Genomic DNA, 18992 nt, shown 5'->3' on the forward strand with positions numbered 1-18992 from the left:
TGGTCACAGAAAGAACGCCGACCGAGCGGTCTTCAAAAACCGGATACCACCACGAGGAGACACCGAAATGACAGATTTTTACAGCCTCATCCCTTCGGCACCCAAGAACCGTTTCGACGGTATTGAACGTGCGCATTCGGCCGAAGATGTGAAAAGGCTGCGCGGTTCGGTGGACATCAAGTATTCGCTGGCCGAAATGGGTGCAAACCGCCTCTGGAAGCTGATCCATGAGGAAGATTTCGTCAATGCGCTCGGCGCGCTTTCCGGCAACCAGGCCATGCAGATGGTTCGCGCCGGGTTGAAGGCGATCTACCTTTCCGGCTGGCAGGTTGCCGCCGACGCCAACACGGCATCGGCCATGTATCCCGACCAGTCGCTCTATCCGGCCAATGCCGGGCCGGAGCTTGCAAAGCGCATCAACCGCACGCTGCAGCGCGCCGACCAGATCGAAACCGCCGAAGGCAAGGGACTTTCGGTCGACACATGGTTTGCGCCCATCGTGGCGGATGCCGAGGCAGGCTTTGGCGGCCCGCTCAACGCCTTCGAGATCATGAAGGCCTATATCGAGGCAGGCGCCGCTGGCGTTCACTTTGAAGACCAGCTTGCTTCGGAAAAGAAGTGCGGCCATCTGGGCGGCAAGGTTCTGATCCCGACGGCGGCGCATATCCGCAACCTCAACGCGGCACGCCTTGCAGCCGACATCATGGGCACGCCGACCCTCATCGTGGCGCGCACGGATGCGGAAGCCGCCAAGCTTCTGACTTCGGATATCGACGAGCGCGACCAGCCTTTCGTCGATTACGAGGCAGGCCGCACGGCGGAAGGCTTCTATCAAGTGAAGAACGGCATCGAGCCATGCATCGCCCGTGCGATTGCCTATGCGCCTTATTGCGATCTGATCTGGATGGAAACATCCAAGCCCGATCTCGAACAGGCCCGCCGCTTCGCGGAAGCCGTGCACAAGGCGCATCCGGGCAAGCTGCTCGCCTATAACTGCTCGCCGTCGTTCAACTGGAAGAAGAACCTCGACGACGCCACGATTGCCAAGTTCCAGCGCGAGCTGGGCGCGATGGGCTACAAGTTCCAGTTCATCACGCTGGCCGGTTTCCACCAGCTCAACTACGGCATGTTCGAACTGGCGCGCGGCTACAAGGACCGTCAGATGGCGGCTTATTCGGAGTTGCAGCAGGCGGAATTTGCAGCCGAAGCCGATGGCTACACGGCAACCAAGCACCAGCGCGAAGTCGGCACCGGCTATTTCGATGCCGTGTCGCTTGCAATCACCGGCGGCCAGTCTTCGACCACCGCCATGAAGGAATCGACCGAAACCGCACAGTTCAGACCGGCTGCCGAGTAGCAGCCGGACCACCAAACCAGGAGGAACAGTTCCATGAATTCGCCAGCACGCGTCAAGGAAAGAGCAGAAGAACAATCTTCGAGCATGAACACGGATCAGCAGACCATCATCCGTATGCTCGCCAACGATCTGCATCGCCTCAACTATACCGTCATGAAGGCGGTCGAGGCAGGCGTTTCGGTGGAACTGGTCCGCTCCGCCCGTCATCATGGCGGCGACGGCAACTGGGGCGATCTTTTGATCCCGGTCATCGTCACCCACGAAAAATGACGATGCTCTCAACAATCGCCGTCGCCGCCATGTTCATGCACCTTGCTTTTGGCAGCGACAGAATGTCCAAACCGGCGATTGTTCGCAAAATTCGATGAAACGGGGTTGATCTGCCTCTCGCTTTATGTTCGGATTTCCTCAACTGACCTCCCCGGCTGGCGCTGCCAGTCGGGGTTTTTTTCAGGTGCGGACATGAAGCACCTGTAGACCCTGCTTCGCGCGAAGACTGCCACCGCGCGACATTGATCGAAAATTCACTCAATCCTGTCAGAACCTGCTTCGTGCATCAGCACAGCATACCCGCCGGGCAACTGTGCCTCCGGGTGCTTATGAAAACATCCCCTTGCGGGGGCAAGGAACACAGGAACTTTCATGTCAGTGCAATCGCTCATCGACAATATCGCCACAAGGATCAACATCGACCCGCAGCTTGCGGAAAAGCTTGCCGGTTCGGTATTTTCCGTATTGCAGCACAGCGCGCCGGAGATCGGCAGCAAGATTTTCGCGCTCCTGCCGGATGCGCTGCAACTGGCAAACGCCCATGACGTGCTTGCCAACAACGCCGGCGGCATCATGGGCGCGCTATCCGGCCTGATGGACAATGTAGCGGGCGAAAAGATGAGCGCGCTTCTGAAAGCCGCCGCCACGCTTCGCGCCAGCGGCCTGTCGAGCGAACAGATCACCGAGGCGGGCGGACAGGTCATCACTTACGTGCGCGACCACGACCCGCAGCTGATCGACCAGCTGGTGACGAACGTGCCCGCGCTGAAGGGCCATTTCGGCCTCTGACACGCCGTCTTCAATTGTGTGCGCTTTGCGCAATGGCGCACACAAAAGCTTGGCCAACCCATTTGTCATTAAGGGCCGGCACAGCTATCATGCTGCTATCGAAATCATTTTCTGGTGATGGATGTCTGCTGATACGACGGAAAAGAAGGTTGCGCGTGCGCCGCGTCGCCGTACGCCTGCCTATGTCAAATCTCTTCGCGGGGTGAAAAACTGGAAACAGGCGACCGAATGGCTTGCCTGGCGCGACATCGAAGACATCGAATGCATCACCCCCGATCAGGCGGGGGTTGCCCGCGGCAAGATGATGCCGTCGAAGAAATTCACCTCCAATACCTCGCTGGCATTGCCTTCCGCCGTTTTCATGACGACGATTTCCGGGGCTTACCCGGAGGACGGCTACGGCTTCCATTATCCGGAAGATGACGGCGACCTCAAGCTGGTGCCGGACCTCTCGACGCTTTCGGCGGTGCCGTGGGAATCCGATCCGACCGCGCAGGTCATCTGCGACCTCGTCTATCAGGACGGGCGCGCGGTGGAGTTCACCCCGCGCAATGTGCTGCGCAATGTGGTTGCCGCCTACAACAAGCGCGGTCTAAAGCCGGTCGTGGCGCCGGAAATCGAATTCTATCTGGTGCGCAAGAACCCCGACCCCGATTATCCGCTGACACCGCCCGTCGGCCGGTCGGGCCGGGCCATTGGCGGCGGTCAGGGCTATTCGATTGCCGGTGTCAACGAATTCGACGAACTGATCGACGACATCTATCACTTCTCCGAAGGTCAGGGGCTGGAGATCGACACGCTGATCCACGAGGAAGGCGCGGGCCAGCTTGAAATCAACCTGCGCCATGGCGACCCGGTGGAACTTGCCGATCAGGTTTTCATGTTCAAGCGCACGATCCGCGAGGCGGCGCTGAAACACGATATGTACGCCACCTTCATGGCCAAGCCCATTCAGGGCCAGCCGGGATCGGCGATGCATATCCACCAGTCTATCGTCGACAAGAAGACCGGGCGCAACATCTTCACCAATGAGGATGGCAGCGAAAGCGAAGCCTTCCGCAATTTCATCGGCGGCATGCAGCGCCATGTGCCGAATGCGCTTGTCATGTTCGCGCCCTATGTGAACTCCTACCGCCGTTTGACGCCGGATGCTTCCGCGCCTGTCAACGTCAAATGGGGCTATGACAACCGCACGACTGCCTTCCGCGTGCCGCGTTCGGACCCCAATGGGCGCCGCGTGGAGAACCGCATCCCCTCCTCCGATGCCAACCCCTATCTTGCCCTTGCTGCCTCGCTTGCCTGCGGCCTGATCGGCCTCGTGAACAAGATTGAAGCTGAACAGCCTGCGACCACCAGCGTCAACACCAAGGAAATCGAGCTGCCCCGCGGCCTGATCGACGCGGTGGAGCTTTTCGAGCAGGACACCGAACTGCGCAACCTGTTCGGCAGTTCCTTCATGACCACCTATGCCGCCATCAAACGCGCCGAATTCGAAACCTTCATGGAAGTCATCAGCCCGTGGGAACGCGAGTTTTTGTTGTTGAATGTTTAAGGGAGTAAGGGAGTAAGGGAGTAAGGGAGTAAGGGAGTAAGGGAGTAAGGGAGTAAGGGAGTAAGGGAGTAAGGGAGTAAGGGAGTAAGGGAGTAAGGGAGTAAAAAATATGCGGGGGCATAGTTGTGTCAATCAAATCCTATCGCGATATTCTTGTTTGGCAGCAAGCAATGGAACTCGTGACTGCCATTTATAAATCGACGGAAGCCTGGCCCAAAGAGGAACTCTATGGCCTGACAAGCCAGGTCCGCCGAGCGGCGGTGTCGATCCCCGCCAATATCGCGGAAGGATATGGCCGCGATACGCGCGGTGCATATCAGCAATTTCTCCGTATTGCCCAAGGCTCCTTGAAAGAAATGGAAACCCACTTGCTCATCGCCGAAAGGTTGGGTTTCATCAGAAACGAGAAAATGGAACCCATAATGGCCATGAGCGCAAGTGTCGGAAAACTGCTACGGCTTCTTATCCGCAAACTATCGGAAACCTGACCTACTCCCTTATTCCCTTATTCCCCTACTCCCTTACTCCCCTAATTTCCTAACACGGAATCGCCAATGCCATACCAATCCCCAATCTCGCCCGGCTATTCCTGGTACGAGGCGACCGTTCCCGACCGTCCGCAATATTCCGAGATGGATGGATCGCGACAGGCGGATGTCGTTGTCATTGGCGGCGGATATACGGGGCTTTCGGCAGCCTATCATCTGGCAAAGCAGGGCGCGGATGTGGTTCTGATCGACGGCGCGCGCTTCGGTGACGGCGCGTCGGGGCGCAATGGCGGCCAGTTCGGCACCGGCCAGCGCACATGGGCCGAGGACCTTGAAGCCGAATATGGCTTCGAGCGCGCCAAAGCCCTGTTCGACGTGGCCGAAGAAGCCAAAGCCTATCTCCTCGCCTTTGCCGACGAACACGGGATCGACATGGAATATGTGCCCGGCCATATTTCTGTCGTGCACAAACCGCGCTATCTGAAGTCGTATGAGCGCCATGTCGAACTGATGGCAAGCCGCTTCAACTATCCGCATCTGCGCTTGCTCGATCGGGGAGAAACGGCGCGCCTGCTCGGTTCCGAACGCTATCATGGCAGCGTCTATGATGCAGGCACCGGCCATATCCATCCGCTGAAACTGCTTGTCGGGACCGCAAAAGCGGCACATGCGGCAGGCGCCAAGCTGTTTGAAGACACAAAGGCGACCGGGATCAGCACGGCAAGCGGGCGGGTCGAGGTTGAAACCAATCGCGGAACCATCGTGGCGAAAAACGCCTTCATCGCGGTCAATGCCTATGGCGGATTGCTGGAGCCGGTCAGCGCTTCGCATGTCATGCCGATCCGCTCCTTCATCGGCGCGACAGTATCGCTCGGCGACGACAGTACGGTCATTCCGGGCGGTGAATCCATCGACGATTCCCGTTTCGTTGTGCGTTATTTCCGCCGTTCGAAGGACGGTCGCTTGCTGTTCGGCGGGCGCGAAGCCTATACAGCCGACAATCCGCGCGACATCAGCACGCATATCCGCCGCCAGATCGCCGAAATTTACCCGGCGCTGAACAAGGTCGAAATCACCCATGCCTGGGGCGGTTCGGTCGGGATCACCATGCCGCGCCAGCCCTTCGTGCGCGAAGTGATGCCCGGTGTCATTTCCGCAGGCGGCTATTCCGGCCATGGCGTCATGCTGGCCAATTATATGGGCAAGCTCTATGCAGAGACGCTTGCAGGCAATCGCGACCGGCTGAAACTCTTCGAGGAACTGCGCATTCCAGCCTTCCCCGGCGGGCGCACCTTCCGCTCGCCGCTCTTGTTCCTCGCCCTGTCATGGTATGCGCTGATGGACAGGATTTAATGCATGTCTCCCAAAAGTGGGAACCGGTTTTGCGAAGAAAGGCGGAGTGCCACTGGCATCCCGCCTTTCCTGCCTCCTCCCCATCGAACGCACTATCTTACGCCACGCTTTCCCCTGCCCTTGCCGCCAGACGCCGATAGGTTTCCTCCACCACGTCGCGCAGCGGAAGAACACCGCTCATGCATAACAGTGCATGCATGTGCTGGCGCGCGCCCTCATAGCCCATGATCGGCGCAAAGGGCTGCATGGCGATATGGGCCTCGTCAGGATAGAGTTCCCGATATTCGGCAAAATTGGTGAAGCTCTTGTAGCTGTCGCCGCGCATCAGATAGGTTTCCACCGCAGCGCCTTCCGCCAGCACGGCTTCATGGCTGTCGAGAACGATATTGTAATAGTCGATAGTCCTATCCGTCGGCATACGGGCTATGCTCCGGCCGTTGACCAGATCCTTTGCCCGGATCAGCACGCCATCGATCAGCAACGCATGGTTAGGCGAAAGATAAAGGTCGCGATGCGGGGTCTTTCCGTCGATGGCATAGCGCTTGACGCAGATCGGCATCACGTTCTCATTCCATGCCGCGCCGCCCTTTCGGTAGCTCTGCCAGCCGATCCACTTGACCGGGCGCGCTTCACCGCGGGCCGTCGTCACGAGATCGCCGACCGACAATGCCTCCACCGCCACCGGCCCGTCCGGCGTTTCGATGAGCGTGCCTTTCAGAAGGCAGTTGGAACCGGAACCGCCGCCGCTTTCCCACCATTTCGTGCCCAGGGCCTGCGATGGCCGCGACATGGTTGAAGCCAGGGCACCCAGCGCCGCAACCTTGGCGGCGGTGGCGGCTGTGAGGCCCAGAAAATGCCGTCGCGCTCGGCTGCGCGGCGAATGGCCGTTCTCTTCTGAAGACATGAATCCCTCCGCTCTTCCTGTTACGGCACCGGCCCGAAAATCAGCCTGGATTTCCGGCAAGGCACGATGCGCAGCTTCAAAATATGAAGCGTCGTCGCCCATTGCGCGGGTCTGCGACGCTTCAATGCCTTGCCCCAAGTCAACGATGCTGATCTTAACCGATCCCGTCCCCGAAAAGATTCCGGCAATCAGGCCAAAAGCCTTCTCGAATAGGCGTAAGCCCTACCTCGAAAGGTGAGTTTTTCAGCCGTTCGGGGGCTTCGCCCGCGTGGGATATGGCAAAAACCTCCATCCTGGCGTCGCGAAACCTTGCCAAGGGATTGGGGGGAACCACCCCACCTTCGGTTTCGCTCCTGAAGCTGAGGATTTTTCCCCATACCAAAACGTGAATTGTCAGCCTTCCAAGAATAGTATACCCCCCTATGCTAATAGAGAGGTTATGCCAATGAGCCTGCATCATCATCCTGAACATCCCGGACACCATCGCGGTTCCAGACACGAGCATGTTTTTCTGGGTGAGAACCACCAGCGCAACGAAAAGCGGACTTGGATCGTGATCGCGATTACGGCCACGATGATGATAATCGAGATCGTCGCCGGAAACCTTTTTGGCTCCATGGCGCTGACCGCCGACGGCTGGCATATGTCCACCCATGCGGCGGCAATGCTGATTGCGGCGCTTGCCTATCTCTATGCGCGCAAGCACGCGCGCAATTCGCGGTTCACGTTCGGCACCGGCAAGCTCGGCGACCTGGCGGGGTTTGCCAGTGCGATCGTTCTGGCGCTGATCGCCCTGCTTATCGGCTGGGAAAGCTTTCTGCGTTTCACGGCCCCGGTCAGCATCAATTTTCACGAAGCCATTCTGGTCGCGGTCATCGGGCTTGTCGTCAATCTGGTCTGTGCCTGGCTTTTGAGAGACGATCACGCTCACCACCATGGCCATCACGGCCATCATCACCACGACCATGCGGGCGATCATGACCAGAACCTGCGCGCGGCCTATATGCATGTGCTCGCCGATGCGCTGACATCGGTGCTTGCCATTGCAGCGCTGTTGATGGGAAGCCTCTATGGCTGGCTCTGGCTCGACCCGGCAATCGGCATTGTCGGCGCATTGGTGATCGCGCGCTGGTCATGGGGATTGATGAAGGACACCGGCTCCACCCTTCTCGACTACCTGCCGGCGGACGAAGACCTGCCGGAAGAGATCGCCGAAATCATCAGCCGCGAGGGCGGGGAAATCGCCGATCTGCATGTCTGGCAACTGGGGCCTGGCCATCATGGCGCCATTGTTTCGATCATCGTGGAACAGCCGCAAGCGCCATCCTATTACCGGAACAAGCTTGCAGCCATCCATGATTTGTCGCATGTGACGGTAGAGGTGGAACCGCGCGCCGCCTGACCGTTCAGATTTCAGGAGCATCCATGAACCACACCATCCGCGAAAAGCAGAAGCTCATCAACCGGGTGCGCCGCATTCGCGGCCAGCTTGAGGGCGTGGAACGGATGCTCGAAGACGAGAAGGGCTGCGCCGAAGTCATGCAGGTGATCGCGGGCGTTCGCGGCGCGGTCAACGGGCTGATGGCGGAAGTGATCGAAGATCACATTCTGATGCATGTGGCCGATGGCGATCTTCCGCAAAAGGAGCGTGACGAAGGCGCAGGCGAACTTGTCGATGTGGTTCGCGCCTATCTGAAATAGGCAGCATATTGACATCGCCCAAAAGCAGACATAGCTAGACGGCATGAACAAAGCACACATCAGCACCCGGTCTTATTACGCCCCGCTCACATAGCGGCGGGTTTGCTTTGTCATAGTTCAACCGCTGCATTGCCAGCGGTTGAGTTTCAAGGACAGCGCCTCTGGCCATGCGGCCATAAAGAGGTCCAGTCCATGTCTCGCGACAACAATCGGCATATGAAAATTGGCATTATCGGCTTTGGTGCATTCGGGCAGCTTATCGCCCGTTGCCTCGGCCCGTATTTCCAGTTCCATGCTTATGATTCTGCCGCAGGTCTTGAACAGACGGCGCATATCCATGGCGTCACGCTGACCTCTCTGGAACAGGCCGCCCGGTGCGATATCGTCATCCTCGCAACGCCGGTTGCAACGCTTGACCGCGTGGTGGAGGCGATCGCGCCGCATTTGCGCCCCGGCGCACTTGTTCTCGATGTGGGGTCGGTCAAGGTCGGGCCTGCCGATATCATGCGGCGCGGCCTGCCCGCTTATGTCGATATAGTCGCCACCCATCCGCTTTTCGGGCCCCAGAGCGCGCGCGAGGGCATTGCCGGTCTGAAAATCGCCCTTTGTCCCGTGCGCGGCACACGATACCACCGCGTTGCAGCCTTTCTGAAAAGGCATCTTGCGCTTGATGTCATCGTGACGACACCGGAAGACCATGACCGCGAGGCGGCAATGGTGCAGGGGCTGACGCATCTGATCGCCAGGGTTCTGGTGCAGATGGAACCGCTGCCCGCCCGCATGACGACAAAAAGCTTCGACCTTCTGATGCAGGCGGTCGGCATGGTTCGCCACGATGCGCCGGAGGTGTTTCAAGCCATCGAACATGCCAATCCCTATGCGCCGCTGGTACGAAGGCGCTTCTTCGAACTGGCCGATCATGTCAACGCTGAACTGGCGCGGCCCGATCCGGCCATTACGCAAAACCGGGCCGCAGAGGAGGCTACAGCGGCATTTCGGAAGTCTGCTTGACCGTCTGGCTCGGCACGTCGGTCTTCAGGTTCTGAACGCCCTTGATGCGGCTTAGATATTCCGACTGGAAGCGGCGGTAATCCTCGATATCCGCCGCCACCACCCGGATCATGGCATCATAATCGCCAAGCATGAAATAGCATTCCAGCACTTGCGGCAGCTTCAATATCTCCTTGGCGAAGGTTTGCAGCGTTTCCTCGTCCTGCTGGTCCAGCCGGATGCGGGTGAAGAAGGTCAGCCCCTTGCCGACCTTGGCCGGGTTCAGCACGGCGACATAACGGTCGATCACGCCCGCCTCTTCCAGAAGCTTCACCCGCCGCAGGCAGGGCGAAGGCGAAAGGCCGACCTCGCGCGCGAGATCATTATTGGCGATGCGGCCGTCGCGTTGCAGCACGCGCAGAATCCGTTTGTCGATCTCATCCAGCTTCATTGGCTTTCAATTCCATTTTTGTCGTCATTACTGGCATTTCCTGCCAAACTTTGATGCAAGGAGAGATAATTCGCAACCAAATTGCTCGCGGGATTGGTTATAGTTGCAAAACTTCTCAAGCAAACAGGCAAGAGACTGAGCAAGGGGCGGTTGCGAACCAACGACCAGCCAACGGGAATTTTATGGATATTTCACAGGCCTATGCGCCTCAAAAAAGCAGATCCGGGCGCGGCTCGGAATTCCGTCGCGGGGCCGCTGCCGGCCTGCCGGTGCTGCTTGGCATCATTCCCTATGCGCTGGTTCTGGGCGCGCAGGCCGCGCAAAAGGGCCTGAGCATCGTCGAAGTGCCGATGATGACGGGGCTGAACTTTGCAGGCGGATCGGAATTCGCGGCCATCCAGCTCTGGACCTCGCCGCCGCATGTCCTGCTGATCGTTGCGATCACCTTTCTGGTCAACAGCCGCCACCTGCTGATGGGGGCGGCTCTGGCGCCCTTCATCCGCCATCTGCCCAAGCGCAAGGCTTTCGCGAGCCTGTTTCTGATGTGCGATGAAAGCTGGGCGCTCGGCCTTGCGGATGCCAAACGCCGCCAGTCGAAAGGCGTCAATCCGGCGTTGAGCCTCACCTTCTATGCCGGGGTGGCCATTCCGTTCTATCTCGCATGGGTGGTCTTCACGACGCTTGGCGCGGCCTTCGGCCCGATGATGGGCGACCTGCGCCCCTATGGTTTCGACATGGCCTTCCCGGCGGTGTTTCTGGTTCTGCTGGCGGGCATGTGGAAAGGTTTTGCCGCCGCGCGCCCATGGCTGGTCAGCCTTGTGGTGGCGGCGCTCACCTATCTCACCATTCCCGGCGCCTGGTATGTCGCCGCCGGTGCCGTGTCCGGTCTTGTTGCAGCCTATCTGCTGGCAGGTGAAGAATGATCGACCCACTCGCCGTTCTGACCATCGTTTTGATGGCAAGCGTCACCTATCTCACGCGGATCGGCGGCTATGTGCTGCTGCGCAACCGCACGCTCGGCAAGCGCGCAACGGCGGTGATGGAAGCAGCGCCGGGCTGCGTTCTGATCTCGGTCATCGCGCCCGATTTCGTGGCCGACAAGCCTGCCGACCTGATTGCGCTTGCAATCACGATCTTCGCCGCGACACGCTTTTCCATGCTGCCGACCGTGCTGATCGGCATCGGTGCTGCAGGCCTCTGCCGCTACCTGATCGGATAAAGCATGTCTCCAAAAAGTGGGAACCGGTTTTTGGATAAAGACATGCTTGAAACAAATAAGCATGTCTCCAAACAGTGGGGACCGGTTTTTGGACAAAGACATGCTTGAAACAAATAAGCATGTCTCCCGAAAGTGGAGACCGGTTTCGGGATAAAGACATGCTTGAAACAAACAAGCATGTCTCCCGAAAAAACCGCGACGGAGTTCAGTGCAGATGCCTGAGCTTGTCGGGATTGCGCACGACATAGATGCCGACAATCCTGCCGTCTTCGATATCGAGCGCCGTCGTCTGGATTTCCCCATCTGCCTCGCGCGTGATGAAGCCCGGCAGGCCATTGATGAAAACGATGCGCAAAAGCGTGGACTGGTTGCCGTGGAAATAGCCCGCCAGCTTCTCGTGGGTCTTCATCACCTCGTCGAAACCGAAAACAGGCTTCGGGAAGGCCGGGCGCTTGCCGCCGCCATCGGCGTGCATGTGCACATCCGCTGCCAGCATCGCACCCAGCGCATTCATGTCGCCGCTGCGCGATGCCGCAAAGAAGGCCTCCGCCAGTTCAAGCCCGCGCTTCTTGTCGACCTGAAAGCGCGGGCGCTCCTCGCGCACATGCTTGCGGGCGCGCGCCGCAAGCTGGCGGCAGGCGGCGGCATCGCGCTGGATGGTTCTGGCGATCTCGTCGAAATCCAGCCCAAACACATCGTGCAGCAGGAAGGCGGCGCGTTCCAAGGGCGAAAGACGCTCCAGCGCCAGCATGAGCGGCAGGGTGACATCGTCATCCGCCTCCTCTTCGACAAGCGGGTCGGGAATCCACGGGCCGAAATAGGTTTCGCGCTGGTTGCGCCCGGATTTCAGAAAATCGAGGCACAGGCGGGTCACGGTGCGGCGCAAAAAGGCTTCCGGCTCGCGCACCGCGCTGCGGTCGGCGTTCATCCAGCGGATGAACGCCTCCTGCACCATATCCTCCGCATCGGCGACCGAGCCCAACATGCGATAGGCAACGCGGATCAGTTTCGGGCGCAGCGGATCGAAGCTTTCGGCGGCATCGCCTTGCGAGGATATGTCGGCCATTATACGGCTGCCCTGACTGCGGGCTTCCTGGCTTCCGGTTCAAACCAGAGGCCAAAGCCGACCGCCATGCGGTTCCACCCATTGATGATGTTGATCATCAGCGTCAGGTTCACTTGCTCCTCCTCGGTGAACTGTGCCTGCATGGCGGTGCGGGCATCCTCCAGATCATGGCCTTGCGACAGGCGTGTCAGCGCATCCACCCATCCCAGCGCCGCACGCTCGCGCTCAGAATAGCACGGTGCTTCGCGCCATGCCGACAACAAATAGATGCGCTGCTCGGTCTCGCCCAGGGAGCGTGCCTCAAGCGTGTGCATGTTGATGCAATTGGCGCAGGCATTGATCTGCGAGGAGCGGATTTTGACAAGCTCGATCAGGCTCGCTTCCAGGCTGGATGCGATGGTCAGCGAGGCATTCATCCAGGATTTCATCGTGGCGGGCGCAACATCGAACGGATTGAGCAGAGGGGTCATGGTATCGTTCCTTTCGGTTCAAGGGGTTCGACAGACATGACGAGACAGCAATGCCGGATGTGACATTGGACCGATATTTTTTTCGATTTCGTCGCCGACGCCGCCGGTGCTGCCCGTCAACCGCAGTCGAGTTCGCTCAATATCCATTCCCGGAATGCGCGGATCTTGGGCGCGTTGCGGCGGCTTTTCGGATAGGCCAGCCAATAGGCAAGGCCATTGTCGCAGACGAGATCGAAAGGCTGGATAAGCTGGCCGGAAGCGATTTCAAGCCGATGGAAGGCTGGCGTCAATATGCCCACGCCCTGCCCGGCTGCGGCGGCGCGCCCTTCCAGATGCTGCGCGCCGAAGCGGTTTTGCGTGTTGCCCTGGATTTGCGGATTGTCGATACCCGCAGCCGCATACCAGATTTTCCACCACGGATCGCTCGCATCGATGGCCTTCAGTTTCAAAAGGTCGGCAGGCTCATGAATCCCGCCCACGCTTTCGGCCAGTGCCGGATTGAGCATCGGCGTGAATTCGGCCTTTATCAGCTCATGCGCCTCAAGCCCCGGCCAGTGTCCCTTGCCGCTGCGTATCGCCACATCCACATTCACTGTCGCGAAGTCGATCAACTGGTCGCTCGTCTCCAGCCGCACGGCAAGCGATGGAAAGCGCATCTGGAACGAGCCCAGCCGATGCACCAGCCAGTTGGCGGCGAAGGTCGCCAGGACGCTGATCGTCAGCACGCCCTCCATATCCGCGCGCAGGCTCGCAAAGGCGCCGCGCATCGTTTCAAAGGCTTCCGTCAGGGCCGGGGCGAGACGCCGCCCGATATCGGTCAGCTCCACCTGCCGGGGACGGCGCAGAAACAGCGGCGCGCCGACGCGCTCCTCCAATATCTTGATCTGATAGCTGACCGCGGCCTGCGTCATGCCCAGTTCCTCCGCGGCGCGGGTGAAACTGGCATGGCGGGCGGCGGATTCAAAAACGCGAATGGCCGATAAGGGGGGAAGCGCTGCCGTCATGATACATAAGTCCTCCTTATGCATGATAATCGAGGTTCAATTGGAAAACAAAGATTTTCCGGCGCATACCTATAGGCAGAGTTTAACGGGCAACGGTCTCCCACCGCTGCTTCATTCGATAGGTGAGATCATGAAAAACCTCGATTCTGCCTGCGCAACCGCCACAATGTCCCCCACCTGCCCCGAGGCTGGCAACGGCTGGAGCGTCCTGTTTTCACGCCTGTTTTCCCGCAAACGGGCCCATGTCGTCATCACCGAACATTCGCCGGAATATCTCCTGCGGGATATCGGCATCGCTGACGGACGCACGCAATATTATTCGCGGGACGGCCATAAGCTGCCCGAATGGCGGTAACTGTGTCAGCCGCTGATGACGGCAAAGCCCCGCGCCTTGAGGCCGCGCCGGTCCTCGTGCAGATTGCTGACGAGGCGGCTGCGGCTTCCCTCCAGATGGGCGCGCATCAAGGCCGCCGCCCTGTCGGCATCGCCTTCGCGCACCGCGTCCAGAATAGCGCGGTGCTCGGCCCATGCGCGGGCGAGCGCCGCCGCGTCGCGCACCTCCAGCCAGCGCGCCCGTGAAAGGCGCTGCATGGCATCGCGCACGCCGCGGCTGAGAAACTCATTGCCGGACAATCGCGCCAGTTCGATATGAAAATCCATGCCGATACGGTGCCATTCCTCGCGTGAGGTTTCGGCATCGCAGCTATCCAGCATGGCTGCAATCGGTTCCACGTGGCTGCGATCCTCAAGCGCGCAGGTGAGTTTCAACGCGGCAATTTCCAGCGCTTCGCGATAGACGCCGATCTGCTCGATTTCGCCAAGATTGATCGGCGAGACCGTCCAGCCGCGCCCTTCGCGGCAGATGAGCCCCTCCGCCTCCAGCCGCAGGAGTGCGGCCCGGATCGGCGTGCGCGAAGCGGAAAACCGCGCCTCGATCCAGCGCTCGGTCAGCCGTTCGCCCGGCCCCAGTTCCAGCCCGAGGATCATGTCGCGAAGCTGCGTCTCAACCTGCCTCATCTGTGACATTGGCGACCATTCTCCATCCTGTATCCGCGCCACGATTGACAAGCCGGTTCAACAGGCGCATTCATGCATGCCGTTTTGGTATCCCAAATTGGAATACATTGCAATCGCGAGACATGACATGAGCACCGCCCAAGCCGCCGCCAGGGACGAAACTGCCGACGAAAACCACGAACGCTACTGGAAGCAGAACCTGTTGATCTGCCTCATCGGTTCCTTCACGACGCTCATTGCCATGTCGCTTCTCCTGCCCTTCCTGCCGCTTTATGTGGAGCAATTGGGCGTCGCCGATCACGCGGCCATCGTGCAATGGTCTGGCATCGCCTATGGCGCGACCTTTCTGGCCGCAGCCTTCGTTGCGCCGCTCTGGGGCAGGCTCGGCGACCGCTATGGGCGCAAGCTGATGCTGATCCGCGCCAGCCTCGGCATGGCCATCGCCATGTCGCTGATCGGCATGGTGACAAGCGTGTGGCAACTGGTGGCGCTGCGGCTTTTCGTGGGCATTGCGGGCGGCTATTCGTCGGGTTCGATGATCCTCGTCGCCACGCAGACGCCAAAGGAAAAGACCGGCTGGGCGCTGGGCGCGCTTTCGGCGGGCATCATGGCCGGCAATCTGGCCGGTCCGCTGCTCGGCGGCGCACTGCCGCCGCTGATCGGCATCCGCGCCACCTTCTGGCTGGCGGGCGGCGTGATCTTCCTCACATTCCTGGCCACGACCTTTCTGATCCGCGAGGAACGCAAGCCGCCAAAGCCAACCAGCGAACAGAAGGCGCAATCCATCTGGGCCGCGATCCCCGACAGAAAACCGGTCATCGCCATGCTGGTGACGGGCATGCTGCTGCTTTTCGCCAATATGTCGATCGAGCCGATCATCACCGTCTATGTGATGCAGCTGATGGACGACCAGACGAAAGTGACACTCATCTCCGGCGTGGTGATGGCTGCGGCGGCGCTGGGCAGCATCCTGTCGTCCTCGCGGTTGGGGCGCCTTGCCGACCGCATCGGCCACACGCGCGTCATCATCGGGGCGCTGTCGGTTTCCGCGCTGCTTTTGATCCCGCAGGCATTCGTGACGCAAGCCTGGCAGCTGATCGGCCTGCGTTTTCTGATGGGGCTGGCGCTGGGCGGTCTCCTGCCCTGCATCACCAGCGTCATAAGGCACAATGTCCCCGACCGTGTGGCGGGCGGCATTCTGGGCTATTCCGTCTCGGCGCAATATGTGGGCCAAGTTGCCGGCCCCGTCGCTGGCGGTTTCGTCGGCGGTCACTTCGGCATGCGGGCGGTCTTTCTCGGCACATGCCTGATGATGGCGGCCGGCGCGATGTACAACTGGGCCGTCCTGCGGCGCGCCTCACGCCGATAGAGCGCGTTTCGATCTGATTGGATCAGATCGGCGCTCTAACTTCCTATCATTCAAACATAATCTTATCGATCCTCGTTTCACGCCGGTCGGATTATGTTCTAAATCCGGCCTAACAGATCGCCCGCAAGTTTCGATATGTAAATAATTTCCGGCTCAACATTGTTATTTTATAATTTAAATCTCTATTATAAAAATATATCCGTGAATAAACATCAGGAGAAATGAATTATGAAAAAGTTTATTTTTGCACTTTCACTACCTGTACTTGTCATGACATCCTATGTTTCTGCCGCGACCGCAGCTTCGGCCGTAAAAACAAGCAATTCCATCGTGTGCATCCCGGCAGGTGAGGATGAACCGGACTGGAACTGCGTCAAAGCATGCATTGCAAATGGCGGCACATTGCAGCAATGCTATTGATTGATGACGACTGCACTTTCATGAAATGATTTCCAGCAAAAGCGTTTTACGCTTTTGCTGGAAATTCTTTAAATGGAATACCCGCCGTCGATATTAAGCGCGGTGCCCGTCACCATGGAGGCGGCGTCCGAGGCCAGCCAGAGCGCGGCTTCCGCCACATCCTCCGGCGTCGAAAACCGATTGAGAGGAATGGTGCGCTTCAGCGCCGCGCGCGCCTCCGGCGTATCTTCGTCCAGAAACAGCTTCAGCCCCTCGCCGTCGCTTTCGGCGGGGCAGATACAGTTGACGCGGATATTCTTCTCCGCCAGCTCCAGTGCCATTGCCTTGGTCGCGCTGATAATCCAGCCCTTCGACGCGCTGTACCAGACAAGCCCCTTGCGTGGGCGCAGCGCGGTTGCCGAAGCCGTGTTGATGATGACGCCGCCGCCCTGATGCTCCATGATCGGCACAATGATCTGCGTGGAATAATAAAGCGCCTTCATATTGACGGCGGCAATCAGGTCGAAACTGTCCTCCGTCACGTCCGTCAGCGGCATGTTGCGATGCGTAAAACCGGCATTGTTGGCCATGATGTCGATGCGCCCGAACGCTTCGAAAGCCGTGCGCGCCACGCGCTCCATATCGTCCTTGCGCGACACATCCGCCTGCACGGAAAGACTGTCGCTGCCGATATCGGCAAGCTCGTCCTCGACACGCTTTACATTCACGTCGGCGAGAATGACTTTTGCGCCTTCGGCTGCAAACCGGCGCGCCATGCCCGAACCGAAGCCCGAACCGGCGCCGGTGATGATTGCGACCTTGTCCTGCAACCTTTTCATGTCATTCTCCTTTTGAGCATTTCCCGTAAAGTGCAATCACTTGAATCCAGATTATTTGTTTCAATATGGCGTTAAGAGCCTGAGCCAGAATGAACATGTCATGTATGCACAACCGATTAATCCGTCAATTCTGGCAGTTCGCTTTCACTTTCACGGGAATACGCATCGCGGCTGTTGAATTTAAATCGATTAGATAATAGACAAGGGCGGCGCGAAAATCGCATGCTGCCCACATACGGACTGATTTGCGCAAGAAGAGAAGAGAGCGATAGATGACCAGCCAGACAATTCCGGTAGATCCCTTCGACTGCATCGTTTTTGGCGGCACGGGCGACCTCGCCGAGCGCAAGCTTATCCCTGCACTCTATCATCGCCAGCGCGCAGGCCAGATTTCCGACCCGACGCGCATCATCGGCGCATCGCGCAGCGCCATAAGCGATGACGAATATCGCCAGTTCGCACGCAATGCCATCCACGAGCATGTGAAGGCCGAGGAAGTCGACGAGAAGGAAGTCGACACGTTTCTCGCCCGCCTCAGCTATGTGGCCGTCGACGCCAAGTCCGAGGAGGGCTGGGATGCGCTCAAGACCCTGATCGGCAAGAAGCCGGAAAAGATCCGCGCCTTTTACCTCGCCGTCAGCCCCACGCTCTTTGGCGATATCGCCACGCGCCTGAAGGCGCATGGCCTGATTACCCGCGACACGCGCATCATCGTGGAAAAGCCGATCGGCCGTGATCTGGAATCCGCCATGGCGCTCAACGATACGCTGGGCAGCGTTTTCCGCGAGGACCAGATTTTCCGCATCGACCATTATCTCGGCAAGGAAACCGTGCAGAACCTGATGGCGCTGCGCTTTGCCAATGCGCTTTATGAGCCGCTGTGGAATTCGGCCCATATCGACCATGTGCAGATCACCGTCGCCGAAGCCGTCGGCCTGGAAGGGCGCGCTGGCTATTACGACAAGGCGGGCGCATTGCGCGACATGGTGCAGAACCATATTCTCCAGCTTCTCTGCCTTGTTGCGATGGAGCCGCCTTCATCGATCGAAGCCGATGCTGTCCATGACGAGAAGGTCAAGGTTCTGCGGTCCTTGCAGCCGATCACCAGCCTCAATGTGGAAGATGTGACGGTGCGCGGCCAGTATCGCGCCGGTGCCTCGGCAGGCGGTCCGGTGCGCGGCTATCTGGAAGACCTCGAAAGCGAAACCAGCAACACCGAAACCTTTGTGGCGCTGAAGGCGGAAATCGCCAACTGGCGCTGGGCGGGCGTGCCGTTCTATCTGCGCACCGGCAAGCGGCTTGCCACGCGCGTTTCGGAAATCGTCGTTACCTTCAAGCCGATCCCGCATTCCATCTTCGGGGAAAGTGCCGGCAAGGTGGTGGCCAACCAGCTTGTCATCCGTCTCCAGCCGGATGAAGGCGTGAAGCAGTGGCTGATGATCAAGGACCCGGGCCCCGGCGGCATGCGCCTGCGCCACATGCCGCTGGATATGAGCTTTGCCCAGTCTTTCAGCGAGCGCAATCCGGATGCCTATGAACGCCTGATCATGGATGTGGTGCGCGGCAACCAGACGCTCTTCATGCGCCGCGACGAGGTCGAGGCGGCATGGCGCTGGGTCGATCCGATCCTCCAGGGGTGGGAGTTGAACAGCCAGCCCGTGCAGGGCTACACAGCAGGAACATGGGGCCCGTCATCGTCCATCGCGCTCATCGAGCGTGACGGGCGCACATGGCACGAAAGCCTGTAATTCTGC

General features: G+C 59.3%; 22 protein-coding genes. 15 read left to right on the forward strand and 7 right to left on the reverse strand.

Annotated elements, in window-relative coordinates; all coding sequences use genetic code 11:
• The first annotated feature begins 67 nt into the window (after positions 1 to 67).
• From aceA to AVM02_RS15325, 6 genes are all read left to right on the forward strand, one after another.
• Positions 68 to 1357: an isocitrate lyase gene (aceA, locus tag AVM02_RS15300; protein WP_411507781.1), complete on the forward strand. Its 1290-nt coding sequence runs from the start codon at positions 68 to 70 to the stop codon at positions 1355 to 1357.
• Positions 1358 to 1390: 33 nt separating this feature from the next.
• Positions 1391 to 1627 (forward strand): hypothetical protein, encoded by a 237-nt coding sequence (locus AVM02_RS15305; protein WP_002964713.1) that lies wholly within the window; start codon positions 1391 to 1393, stop codon positions 1625 to 1627.
• 372 nt (positions 1628 to 1999) lie between these two features.
• Positions 2000 to 2416 (forward strand): DUF2267 domain-containing protein, encoded by a 417-nt coding sequence (locus tag AVM02_RS15310; RefSeq protein ID WP_411507782.1) that lies wholly within the window; start codon positions 2000 to 2002, stop codon positions 2414 to 2416.
• Positions 2417 to 2537: 121 nt separating this feature from the next.
• Positions 2538 to 3968: a glutamine synthetase family protein gene (locus tag AVM02_RS15315; protein WP_411507783.1), complete on the forward strand. Its 1431-nt coding sequence runs from the start codon at positions 2538 to 2540 to the stop codon at positions 3966 to 3968.
• 125 nt (positions 3969 to 4093) lie between these two features.
• Positions 4094 to 4456, forward strand: coding sequence for a four helix bundle protein (locus tag AVM02_RS15320; protein ID WP_411507784.1), 363 nt, complete (start codon positions 4094 to 4096; stop codon positions 4454 to 4456).
• A 66-nt stretch (positions 4457 to 4522) separates the two neighbouring features.
• On the forward strand, positions 4523 to 5809 hold the full coding sequence (locus tag AVM02_RS15325) for an NAD(P)/FAD-dependent oxidoreductase (protein WP_411507785.1): 1287 nt from the start codon (positions 4523 to 4525) through the stop codon (positions 5807 to 5809).
• Between the two features lie 97 nt (positions 5810 to 5906).
• Here the strand turns inward: AVM02_RS15325 and AVM02_RS15330 are convergent, their stop codons facing one another.
• Entirely contained in the window at positions 5907 to 6713 is an 807-nt protein-coding gene (locus tag AVM02_RS15330) for a Hint domain-containing protein (protein ID WP_411507786.1), read from the reverse strand.
• A 445-nt stretch (positions 6714 to 7158) separates the two neighbouring features.
• Here AVM02_RS15330 and dmeF point away from each other — a divergent pair, with 445 nt between their 5' ends.
• From dmeF to AVM02_RS15345, 3 genes are all read left to right on the forward strand, one after another.
• Complete coding sequence (gene dmeF, locus AVM02_RS15335) at positions 7159 to 8115, forward strand: CDF family Co(II)/Ni(II) efflux transporter DmeF (protein ID WP_411507787.1); 957 nt, start codon at positions 7159 to 7161, stop codon at positions 8113 to 8115.
• A gap of 23 nt (positions 8116 to 8138) precedes the next feature.
• The gene (locus tag AVM02_RS15340; protein ID WP_411507788.1) at positions 8139 to 8414 is read left to right on the forward strand and encodes a metal/formaldehyde-sensitive transcriptional repressor; all 276 of its coding nucleotides are present in this window, start codon (positions 8139 to 8141) and stop codon (positions 8412 to 8414) included.
• 192 nt (positions 8415 to 8606) lie between these two features.
• On the forward strand, positions 8607 to 9425 hold the full coding sequence (locus tag AVM02_RS15345) for a prephenate dehydrogenase/arogenate dehydrogenase family protein (RefSeq protein ID WP_411507789.1): 819 nt from the start codon (positions 8607 to 8609) through the stop codon (positions 9423 to 9425).
• Here AVM02_RS15345 and AVM02_RS15350 read toward each other — a convergent pair.
• The gene (locus AVM02_RS15350) at positions 9397 to 9855 is read right to left on the reverse strand and encodes an Lrp/AsnC family transcriptional regulator (protein WP_006473061.1); all 459 of its coding nucleotides are present in this window, start codon (positions 9853 to 9855) and stop codon (positions 9397 to 9399) included. The two genes, AVM02_RS15345 and AVM02_RS15350, sit on opposite strands and share 29 nt — an antisense overlap.
• Positions 9856 to 10037: 182 nt before the next feature.
• On the opposite strand from AVM02_RS15350, the gene AVM02_RS15355 reads away from it, so the two are divergent.
• The gene (locus AVM02_RS15355; RefSeq protein WP_411507790.1) at positions 10038 to 10778 is read left to right on the forward strand and encodes an AzlC family ABC transporter permease; all 741 of its coding nucleotides are present in this window, start codon (positions 10038 to 10040) and stop codon (positions 10776 to 10778) included.
• Positions 10775 to 11074 carry an AzlD family protein gene (locus AVM02_RS15360; RefSeq protein WP_411507791.1) on the forward strand — a complete coding sequence of 100 codons (300 nt, stop codon included), beginning with the start codon at positions 10775 to 10777 and terminating at the stop codon, positions 11072 to 11074. Before AVM02_RS15355 ends, AVM02_RS15360 begins: the two co-directional genes overlap by 4 nt.
• A 205-nt stretch (positions 11075 to 11279) precedes the next feature.
• Here the strand turns inward: AVM02_RS15360 and AVM02_RS15365 are convergent, their stop codons facing one another.
• The 3 genes from AVM02_RS15365 to AVM02_RS15375 form a co-directional block, all read right to left on the reverse strand.
• The gene (locus AVM02_RS15365) at positions 11280 to 12140 is read right to left on the reverse strand and encodes a sigma-70 family RNA polymerase sigma factor (RefSeq protein ID WP_411507792.1); all 861 of its coding nucleotides are present in this window, start codon (positions 12138 to 12140) and stop codon (positions 11280 to 11282) included.
• A complete protein-coding gene (locus AVM02_RS15370; RefSeq protein ID WP_411507793.1) occupies positions 12140 to 12610 on the reverse strand; it encodes a carboxymuconolactone decarboxylase family protein in 471 nt (156 codons plus the stop codon). Before AVM02_RS15370 ends, AVM02_RS15365 begins: the two co-directional genes overlap by 1 nt.
• Positions 12611 to 12726: 116 nt before the next feature.
• Positions 12727 to 13614 (reverse strand): LysR substrate-binding domain-containing protein, encoded by an 888-nt coding sequence (locus AVM02_RS15375; RefSeq protein ID WP_411507794.1) that lies wholly within the window; start codon positions 13612 to 13614, stop codon positions 12727 to 12729.
• A 130-nt stretch (positions 13615 to 13744) separates the two neighbouring features.
• On the opposite strand from AVM02_RS15375, the gene AVM02_RS15380 reads away from it, so the two are divergent.
• A complete protein-coding gene (locus tag AVM02_RS15380; protein ID WP_411507795.1) occupies positions 13745 to 13969 on the forward strand; it encodes a hypothetical protein in 225 nt (74 codons plus the stop codon).
• Between the two features lie 5 nt (positions 13970 to 13974).
• Here the strand turns inward: AVM02_RS15380 and AVM02_RS15385 are convergent, their stop codons facing one another.
• Positions 13975 to 14640: a GntR family transcriptional regulator gene (locus AVM02_RS15385; protein WP_411507796.1), complete on the reverse strand. Its 666-nt coding sequence runs from the start codon at positions 14638 to 14640 to the stop codon at positions 13975 to 13977.
• Positions 14641 to 14758: 118 nt separating this feature from the next.
• Here AVM02_RS15385 and AVM02_RS15390 point away from each other — a divergent pair, with 118 nt between their 5' ends.
• Both AVM02_RS15390 and AVM02_RS15395 read left to right on the forward strand, forming a co-directional pair.
• Positions 14759 to 16000 (forward strand): multidrug efflux MFS transporter, encoded by a 1242-nt coding sequence (locus AVM02_RS15390; RefSeq protein WP_411507797.1) that lies wholly within the window; start codon positions 14759 to 14761, stop codon positions 15998 to 16000.
• Between the two features lie 228 nt (positions 16001 to 16228).
• Positions 16229 to 16420 carry a hypothetical protein gene (locus AVM02_RS15395; protein ID WP_411507798.1) on the forward strand — a complete coding sequence of 64 codons (192 nt, stop codon included), beginning with the start codon at positions 16229 to 16231 and terminating at the stop codon, positions 16418 to 16420.
• Between the two features lie 68 nt (positions 16421 to 16488).
• On the opposite strand, the gene AVM02_RS15400 is transcribed toward AVM02_RS15395, so the two are convergent.
• A complete protein-coding gene (locus AVM02_RS15400) occupies positions 16489 to 17238 on the reverse strand; it encodes an SDR family oxidoreductase (RefSeq protein ID WP_411507799.1) in 750 nt (249 codons plus the stop codon).
• Between the two features lie 272 nt (positions 17239 to 17510).
• Here AVM02_RS15400 and zwf point away from each other — a divergent pair, with 272 nt between their 5' ends.
• Positions 17511 to 18986, forward strand: coding sequence for a glucose-6-phosphate dehydrogenase (gene zwf / locus AVM02_RS15405; RefSeq protein ID WP_411507800.1), 1476 nt, complete (start codon positions 17511 to 17513; stop codon positions 18984 to 18986).
• Positions 18987 to 18992: the final 6 nt, after the last annotated feature.

Origin of the sequence: Brucella anthropi (assembly GCF_046630315.1) — a bacterium.
In the GTDB taxonomy this organism is placed as follows: domain Bacteria; phylum Pseudomonadota; class Alphaproteobacteria; order Rhizobiales; family Rhizobiaceae; genus Brucella; species Brucella anthropi_A.